Here is a 6,514-nt window from a genome sequence, read left to right on the forward strand (position 1 = left end):
TTTAAACGGACGTGGAGGAAAGCGTAAGACTTCTGTTAAAGAAGCAGCATCCCGTGAAGCGTCAACCCCATTGACGCGACCATTCTAAAAAGGTGGCGTGGTGAGGAATCGCCGTCCGTTTTACGGCGGCGAGGATGTCAAGATCCGACGAATCAAATTACCGCCGGCTTTGATTTAATTCGAGTGGCGATCGCTCGTCATCCTAGTCAAATCATTCCTCTTTCCGGTTCTTGGTTTGGTGATGCTGATGACTTTTTGTCTATGGATGTTAACGTGACCATTCGCAAGCTGGGGACGCTGCCAGATTTTGATCCCAGGGAATAGGGGAAATTATCGGGTTTTTCCTTGACCAGCGATCGCAGAAAACGGGTTTCTCGGAGAAACCCGTTTTCTACTCATGCAATAAAGCGAAGATTGCCGTTAGATTCTAACATTTTTATCGATTTTTGTCAAGATATATTTGACACAATTTATTAGAAAAAGGGTTTCTTTTAGAAACCCTTTTTCTGTTTTCCAACTAATCCTATTTGACCTAATAGGTAAGGCACTGAGTCAACATACGATTCGGTGGACACGATGACTCTAAAGTTTCCAACTAATCCTATTTGACCTAATAGGTAAGGCAATAACATCCTCGAAGACGGCGGACAGAGCAATGTAATGTTTCCAACTAATCCTATTTGACCTAATAGGTAAGGGCCGAACGCTGGCATCTGGTACTTTAGAGGTGATAGCGTTTCCAACTAATCCTATTTGACCTAATAGGTAAGGCTGCTAAGTTAGCCGATAATGCTGTTACTATCCCTAAAGTTTCCAACTAATCCTATTTGACCTAATAGGTAAGGAACCTAGATCTCCGCAAAGTATTGCGACAAGCAATGCTTCTGTTTCCAACTAATCCTATTTGACCTAATAGGTAAGGGGTAAAGTTTATTTTCAATAGCGCATTTTCGCTTGTTTCCAACTAATCCTATTTGACCTAATAGGTAAGGTGTAAAATACTTTCTTTACAGATTTTATCGGTTCTGCTTCTTTGTTTCCAACTAATCCTATTTGACCTAATAGGTAAGGTGGTACGATTGCCAATTAAAAACGAGTAGCAAATATCTTGTACTGTTTCCAACTAATCCTATTTGACCTAATAGGTAAGGTTTGCAGTCATCAGGTAATTGAAAAAGAATTAGCGATACTGTTTCCAACTAATCCTATTTGACCTAATAGGTAAGGGTTGATAGATTATTGCAATTAAGCGGAATGTCCTATACGGATTTGTGTCCAACTAATCCTATTTGACCTAATAGGTAAGGGACTACGAAGAAGCGATCATTGCTACTGGCGGTGAGAGGTTTCCAACCTTACCTATTTGACCTAATAGGTAAGGTTGTTCGCTTGCTTGAGAAATTCGATCTTTCGTTCGATCTTTCGTTTCCAACTAATCCTATTTGACCTAATAGGTAAGGATTGTCTTTATTGCTTGCTACCCAAGGCCCCAAAGCGTTTCCAACTAATCCTATTTGACCTAATAGGTAAGGAGTACCCCTTGGAAAGCCTTATCGAGAGGGGAAGACAGACACCCAAATCGACGCAGGGGTTTTGGGAGTCGGGGAGAGGGTGCATCGATTTTCAGCCAAGAGTTGGGGGACAAGCTAGATGATATAGACAGTTGGGGGTGGTTGAGGAGGAGAACCTCCAATTACCAACACCCTAGAGACTGCTTCTTCGGAAATCCCATAGAAGCGTACATCATCCTCTTGAGGATTGACCCTTTCTACTACTTTAGCGTATAGTTTCCGCATCTGGTCGAGGTAAAAGGCAAAAGCTTTATCGAAATGTGTAATTAATTTTGCGCGCGGTACTTAACTTTGAACGGGATTATTTCGGCCAAAGTTTTTGAAATTTGCTCTCTTTACCATTATTCTCGTCTAGAAAACCTAGAAAATAAGCACAATCATCAGAGTCATCAGGAAAAATTGTTAACAATTCTAGGTATTGATGATTATTTTGGGGATACATTCGATGCCAAAGACGACCAATTTGCTCGATACTTCCTGTCACTGAGGTTTTATAGATACTTAAATTATCCAGTTTTTGATAGGCTTTGTGAAGCCATTTGATGGCTAGGGAATCATCTTTATCTTCAGCAATTCTTCCCCAAACCTCGACATTTTTAGGATGCCAACTTTCTCGCCAGTTAGCACTATTATTGGGAGTGATGGGGATATTTTGTAAGGTCATCCATTCTTTAGCAATAGTGCGAACATCTTTGATAAAGGGATGAACATGAGTTAAATCTCTGACTTTATTATCGTTGATTAAAGAACTTTTATCCCCCCATTGCCAATGACAGCCAATTAAGGGTTTATTAGGATAATAATCCTCATAGAAAATACTATGATCTGCTCGTCGCCACGATTTACCAAATCCTCCTAATAACATAGCAAAACGAGTGAGGAAACGAATTAATTTTTTTAAGCATTCTTGCTGGTTTTCGGGGAGAGATTGGGTGATAATCCAGCGCAATTCTCCTGTTACTGTGTAGGTGGGTTCGTTGTAACCATTGGTAAAGGTTCCTAACTCTGGAGAATTGACACGAAAATCGATCGCTAGTAAACCTTGGGTTGCTTCTCTGTCAATTCCTCCAAATAGCTGATTAACTAATTTTTCCGCATTTTTAGCATCAGTTAAACCGCCAAAAATACGCAAGGCATGACCGCGAATTGCTCCTCGAAAAATATTGGGTCGAAATTCCTTTTCACCATCGAGGCTTTTAGGAGCCATTCCTTGCCCTTTCAGAAAACATTTATATAAAGGTTCTTTTGAAGGTTTAATGTCTTTTGGCAAGCCGTAACCGCTACTAACACGGCATCCTAGACCAGATTCTAAAGCTCTTTCCCAGATAGTCCAAATCTCCTCCCAATCCGGTTGTTCTATTAAGCTAGAAATGCCAAATTTTAGGGTAGGTTGATAGAGGGAAATTAAAGCAAAACCACTTTCTCCACCGGGTTTTTGTCGAGTGTTTTGGGTTTTTACTTGCCATCCCTGTTGCGGGTGAACAATATCTAAAAGATTTTCCGTCCAATCATTAACGGGATAACCGCCATGGAAGCGCAAAAGACTAGGGTTATCGCTATCTTTTTCGAGGTGATAACGTTGTTTTTGTTCGGGGGTGCAAGCTTGACAAAAGGCTCCTTTCATGCTGGAACCGGGATAAAATGGTATGCCATAAGCACCCATTACAGGCCGAATTATTCCTTCATCTTGTCCCCCATTAGTGACGAATCGCCACGAGATTTGATATTCTTTGGTTTTTACTTCCTCACCAAATTGGGGAGAATTTTCATCGACCCTTTCTATCCATTCTTTTACCCATCTTTGGCTATCATTTTCATCTTTTTCAGAATCAATATATTGTAATTGCGATCGCCCTTTGGTTTGTGCGCGAAACATCAGGGGAATTTTGTTACCAATATCGGGAATATTAACCATATAATTTATCGCTCCTTTGTTCCTTTATATCTTTGGGTCCACCAAACTAAACAATCGCATAGTTGCGTTAAAACAGCGAGGGTAATTCTCTGGTCTTCTAGCTTTAATTCCCAGAGTTTTTCTGCCATTGCTTGAACAGATTTGGTATCATTTACCTCTACGGTATCGTTAGGGATAGGAATCCCAGCTTCTGCCATGGTTTCGACTAATTTATCCCAAGTTTCTTTCCAGTATTGTGCTTTATTGGGTTCCTTAGATTGTAAGCGCAGATGTTCACCCCAAAATCTTTCTAGTCCATAGGAAACGGATTCACGCATTTTAAAAGATTGATTGAGAGAATCTCGGTCTCGTAGTTTGGCAGCCAGAACTAATTTCTGAGCAATGCGATCGAGATTGTATTCTTTCCAAGCCATAATATTAGATAAAATGTAATTATTGATTAGCGTAGTTTAAAATAGTAACTTGGCAACGACCAAAACCGATGGATTCTAATCCTCCGAAATATAATTCTTTTTGGTTTACCGATTCTCCAAAAGGTTGCCATCCTGTTTCTTTGGCAGCAATGGGAAAAACTAAAACACTACCCACGGGTAAAGCTTCCACATTGAAAAAAGCTCCCTTTTCTGTATCGACTTTTTTCTGATCTTCTAGTAGTTTAACCCGGCTTTGTCGGTAGAGTGCCATATCGTGCAGCATGGATATATCGTTATCATCAACGACGACTAATTGAGAAGCTTTTAAATCCGCTTGCGAGGGAATCCACGAAGAAAGCTCCTCTAAGTGTTCAATTTCGAGAAATCCTAAGTTAAAAAATAAAACTTTGCTATTGCGGTTAACTCCCTGCACTACTCGCGCTTGTAAGCTAGGGGAAGCAGTATAAGGATTGGGTACTTTTGCAGAGATTCCCGTGATTTGTTTGTAGCGTTTTAATAATAGGGGAGAAGTGACCCAAACTATCGGCTGTCCTGGACAAAATACCGGCAACCAAACGAGGGAAGCATATTCAAATTTAACTTTTGCTTCGGTGGTTCCTCCGTCTTCTTGTCCTGGGATTGCTTCGTGTCCGTACCATGTACGTTTTTCATCTATATTGTTCATATCGGCACGAAAACGGCCGCGAATAGAACTACCGGGGATAATTGCTGTTTGGGTAAATTGATCGCGAAAAATGAGGTTAAGATTACCTGTTTCTTCTCCTGCGGTTGCTCCCACATGAAGCGGTGCTAGGGTTTCAAGTATGCCATAACTTTTATGATACATTTTTGGGTAAAAGTGAGTATTTTAGATGCTTAGGGATTATTCTAAACTAGGTTAACATTAATGTCAGGATTTTCTAAGATTTTGTTAATATTTTATGGTGGTATTTAGGATATTAGGGCAGCGCAAAACTCTACAGGGTTTTTTCTGAGATGCTTTAGTCCCAATCAATTTCAACACCCTTTAATAATTCATCCATTTCTTTAGCCATTTCCTCTGTATAAGGAGTAAGAGAAGAAGGGTTTTTAAAGGCATCTTCTACCAAAAAATCAAAAACATACGCATCATTTTATTTTCGCTAATTTGTGAGCTTTGATTATTACCACTTTTTCGATAACCTAATAAAGCTTTTCGAGGAAATCTGGTTTTTATTTTTGCCATAGCTATCATACTAAATCTGGTTATTAAAAACTGATTATTTATTCAACCTTTTGCATGAGTGCCTGTCCTGATATGTAGCCTATACTCAACGGATTTAGTATCAGTTATTCTCGTCTAATTTACCCTACTCAATAATTATAGGCTTTATTTGGCAATATTTTCTAAGGGTAAAGCTAATCCGCAGCCCCAACGTTTGAGGGAAACTCCTTCGGTGGGGAACCAAGATTCCTGCCAATTGTGCCAAGATGGTAAGGGGTTTTTTAAGCGATAAACTGTTCCTGCGGGAACTGCATAGCGTCCCCTAGATAAGCGCTTAAATTTATCTTTTCCTCCGAATCGATAACGATAGGTTATTGGTCTTTCGGTGTTGAGGGTTTCTAATTCCCAATCGCTGGGATTGCGCGTTGATAGGCGATTTGTTCCCCAGATTGCGGCAGTAATGAGGGCAAAATATTGACCGACATCTTGATTAAATAAAGTCTGTAGATGGCTGCTTAATTCAAGTGATTTAATTTCCACTAGATGGGATTCACCACCAAAGCGATACCAGCCATTTTCTAGGGGTTGATTAGCCAAATAAACTAGACAAGCATCTGGATGTAACTGGACGGCATTTTCGAGGAATAATTCCCCGGTTTCTACCTTTCTTTGCTCCTCTAACAAACGCGGATGGAGATGGGGATGATATTGCCACGGGGAACAATAGGCTTTTTGAGGATTATACCATTGGTTGATAGGAATCCAACTATCTCGATCGAATTTTCCCTCAATTTGTTTACCGTCTTTCTCTTGCCATTTTTCTTGCCATGTTAAGGTGTGTTGAATTTTCCCATTGTCGTTACTTTCTTGGTCTTGAAAATAATTTGCTAGGGGTTTTTTCGCTAGATAAATAAAGGGAGTGGGGACAAAAAAGTTATCTGGTTGTTCACTGTTTGCCCAAAAAGGGCCGGCAATTTGTAAATCGCGAATATTGGTGGGATTACTGTGAGCAAATAGTCCCGAAACTGTGGCAGCAGTGGGGGGAAAACGATTTCCTGAACGTCCGACTAGATTTTCTGGAGAGAGAAAGGGACCGGCGCTACCGTAGAGAAATCCCAAAGGTTTAATTATGATCAGATATGGCAGCATTTTTCTATTTTTAAGTGAGATGATTGGCAACTTTGGAGAGGTTAATTACCCAGTTATTTTTATCTTGGTGAGAGGTGATATCGATGGGTATATTTTGATTAAAATAAAGGTTAAAAACTGCATTGGTAATATGATGATTATCATCGGTAAAAGCGCGGCGATTTTCTAAAGTTGGGCTCTTCGGTAATTGTTATGCAAATAATTAACTTAAAATAAAATTCGATGAGAGTGCCTACGCCTAAAAGTAGCTGAAATCTATACA

General features: G+C 39.9%; 5 protein-coding genes, 2 pseudogenes and 1 CRISPR repeat array. Of the genes and pseudogenes, 1 reads left to right on the forward strand and 6 read right to left on the reverse strand.

What is annotated here, in order from left to right; translation table 11 throughout:
- Positions 1 to 141 precede the first annotated feature (141 nt).
- Positions 142 to 324 (forward strand): annotated as a pseudogene (locus BGL89_RS11065) (transglutaminase family protein); the annotation flags it as partial.
- Between the two features lie 185 nt (positions 325 to 509).
- A CRISPR array of direct repeats spans positions 510 to 1,532; the repeat unit is 36 nt; unit sequence GTTTCCAACTAATCCTATTTGACCTAATAGGTAAGG.
- 114 nt (positions 1,533 to 1,646) lie between these two features.
- Here BGL89_RS11065 and BGL89_RS11070 read toward each other — a convergent pair.
- From BGL89_RS11070 to BGL89_RS21250, 6 genes and pseudogenes are all read right to left on the reverse strand, one after another.
- Complete coding sequence (locus BGL89_RS11070; protein WP_286825753.1) at positions 1,647 to 1,796, reverse strand: CRISPR-associated endonuclease Cas2; 150 nt, start codon at positions 1,794 to 1,796, stop codon at positions 1,647 to 1,649.
- 76 nt (positions 1,797 to 1,872) lie between these two features.
- A complete protein-coding gene (locus BGL89_RS11075) occupies positions 1,873 to 3,486 on the reverse strand; it encodes an RAMP superfamily protein (protein ID WP_286825754.1) in 1,614 nt (537 codons plus the stop codon).
- Between the two features lie 5 nt (positions 3,487 to 3,491).
- The gene (locus BGL89_RS11080; RefSeq protein WP_024969500.1) at positions 3,492 to 3,899 is read right to left on the reverse strand and encodes a hypothetical protein; all 408 of its coding nucleotides are present in this window, start codon (positions 3,897 to 3,899) and stop codon (positions 3,492 to 3,494) included.
- A gap of 19 nt (positions 3,900 to 3,918) precedes the next feature.
- Positions 3,919 to 4,746, reverse strand: coding sequence for an RAMP superfamily CRISPR-associated protein (locus BGL89_RS11085; protein ID WP_286825755.1), 828 nt, complete (start codon positions 4,744 to 4,746; stop codon positions 3,919 to 3,921).
- 522 nt (positions 4,747 to 5,268) lie between these two features.
- Entirely contained in the window at positions 5,269 to 6,252 is a 984-nt protein-coding gene (locus BGL89_RS11090; RefSeq protein ID WP_286825756.1) for a type III-B CRISPR module-associated Cmr3 family protein, read from the reverse strand.
- A gap of 10 nt (positions 6,253 to 6,262) precedes the next feature.
- Positions 6,263 to 6,424 (reverse strand): annotated as a pseudogene (locus tag BGL89_RS21250) (Cas10/Cmr2 second palm domain-containing protein); the annotation flags it as partial.
- Positions 6,425 to 6,514 lie beyond the last annotated feature (90 nt).

Source organism: Microcystis sp. LSC13-02 (assembly GCA_002282935.1).
Lineage (GTDB): Bacteria > Cyanobacteriota > Cyanobacteriia > Cyanobacteriales > Microcystaceae > Microcystis.

What these genes read in the sequence shown, in the direction of transcription:
- BGL89_RS11070 (WP_286825753.1), bottom strand. Translation starts at nt 1,796, where the DNA reads ATGCGGAAACTATACGCTAAAGTAGTAGAAAGGGTCAATCCTCAAGAG.
- BGL89_RS11075 (WP_286825754.1), bottom strand. Translation starts at nt 3,486, where the DNA reads ATGGTTAATATTCCCGATATTGGTAACAAAATTCCCCTGATGTTTCGC.
- BGL89_RS11080 (WP_024969500.1), bottom strand. Translation starts at nt 3,899, where the DNA reads ATGGCTTGGAAAGAATACAATCTCGATCGCATTGCTCAGAAATTAGTT.
- BGL89_RS11085 (WP_286825755.1), bottom strand. Translation starts at nt 4,746, where the DNA reads ATGTATCATAAAAGTTATGGCATACTTGAAACCCTAGCACCGCTTCAT.
- BGL89_RS11090 (WP_286825756.1), bottom strand. Translation starts at nt 6,252, where the DNA reads ATGCTGCCATATCTGATCATAATTAAACCTTTGGGATTTCTCTACGGT.